This window comes from Alitiscatomonas aceti (assembly GCF_025567195.1).
GTDB classification, from domain to species: Bacteria; Bacillota; Clostridia; order Lachnospirales; family Lachnospiraceae; genus Alitiscatomonas; species Alitiscatomonas aceti.
The window spans coordinates 1-1,547 of record NZ_JAOQJF010000078.1 but is presented as its reverse complement, the minus strand read 5'-3'; the positions used below and the strand labels follow the sequence as shown (position 1 = coordinate 1,547).

2 protein-coding genes are annotated in these 1,547 nt (G+C 40.5%); both read left to right on the top strand.

Annotated elements, in window-relative coordinates:
- The first annotated feature begins 122 nt into the window (after positions 1–122).
- Positions 123–884, top strand: coding sequence for a sensor histidine kinase (locus OCV69_RS16550; protein ID WP_158360315.1), 762 nt, complete (start codon positions 123–125; stop codon positions 882–884).
- A 220-nt stretch (positions 885–1,104) separates the two neighbouring features.
- Complete coding sequence (locus OCV69_RS16545; RefSeq protein ID WP_158360316.1) at positions 1,105–1,470, top strand: helix-turn-helix domain-containing protein; 366 nt, start codon at positions 1,105–1,107, stop codon at positions 1,468–1,470.
- Positions 1,471–1,547: the final 77 nt, after the last annotated feature.

Sequence of the window (1,547 nt, the reverse complement as noted above, 5' to 3'; positions counted from 1 at the left end):
TTCTTTTTAAATTCAGGGGTGTAACTCTGTGGCATAATGTGTACCTCTTTTCTTTATAAGATTGATTATATCTTATTAGCCACTCCTGTTACAACATTAGTATAGCACTTCAAGGGGTGTCTGTGTATCTGGCTGACAGGACGATCCAGAAGACAGATGGAAGCGCCCTCTTAAACTGGCTGCTTCTTCTGGGGATTGTCCTTATGTATGTACATCTGAGACTGCAAAAGCAGATTTCCTCTGTATCCCGGGAAAAGGCGGATATGGAACAGGAGAAAAACAGGATGCTGGCAGAAAATTACCAGATCTTAAAGGATGCCAACGCTTCAAAACAGACGTTTTATCATGACCTGAAGAACCAGTATCTGCTGATACAGAACTATCTGGAGACAGGAGCGTATGAAAAAGCAAAGGATTACATAAAAGAACTGGGCGGAAGAGAACATATGGAAGAGATCAGATTCCATACAGGAAGCGAGGCCATGGACATAATCCTGGAGTATAAACTGAACCAGGCCAAAAGCCAGGGAATACAAATCAACTGTCTGATCGAACCAGTCCAGTTAAGATTACAGGAAACAGAGGTGACAGCGCTCCTGGGAAATCTTCTGGACAATGCACTGGAAGCCTGTGATAAGATGGAGCCGCAGGACCGCTGGATCCAGATCGTGATCCGTCAGATGGGAAATGCGTCGTTTATAAAGGTTTCAAACACCTGTGCCCAGGAGCCGGAGAGGATTGGAGAAGAATTTGTTTCTGGAAAACAGGGAACGCTTCATGGAATCGGGACAAAGAGCATCCGTGAGATCGTTGAAAGGTATGGAGGGGTACAGGAAACGGGATACAAGGATGGGATCTTTTTTATGACGATCTCGTTTTTTTGAGCAGAGAGTAAAAACACTTGGAACATAAACCTAAAAAATAATAGAAGAAAGGAAAAAGGATAGTATAAAAGCTATCCTTTTATTATTTTGAATTGTTTATTAGACATTTTAAATTGATATATACACATTATGATTTTTATGGCCCCATTGGTATCATAAAAATGAAACAATAACGATAGTATATGCCAAAAAAGATTTGAAGAAGAATGGGAGAATACAGATGATAAAAAAAGACAGCAGCACTGAAAATATAAGAATAGGACGGAGAATTAAGACACTTCGGGTGAAACGGTCAATTACACAGAAAGAACTGGCGGACAGGGTTATGATCTCCCCGAGTTCCATTACAAGGCTGGAATCTGGAGAGACAATGGTATCGGTACAAATCCTTCAACGGATCGCAAAATCCTTAAAGGTTCCAGTAGGGGTATTTTGGGATGAGCAGAGAGAGGATATTGAATTTGATGACCCGGAAGTCATGGAATTGCTGAAGAAATGTACACCCAGTCAGAGAGAAAAGTTAAATCAGATTTTTAAACTGATCTTGGATTGTTTTTTAGAAAATGATATTGTCAATATTGGTTGACACATTTATCTCAAAGATATCACTGCCTATGCAGCCTGTTCCAGAGATTGGTAGTATCTCTGTCGCTTAATTATCGG

What these genes read in the sequence shown, in the direction of transcription:
- OCV69_RS16545 (WP_158360316.1), top strand. Translation starts at nt 1,105, where the DNA reads ATGATAAAAAAAGACAGCAGCACTGAAAATATAAGAATAGGACGGAGA.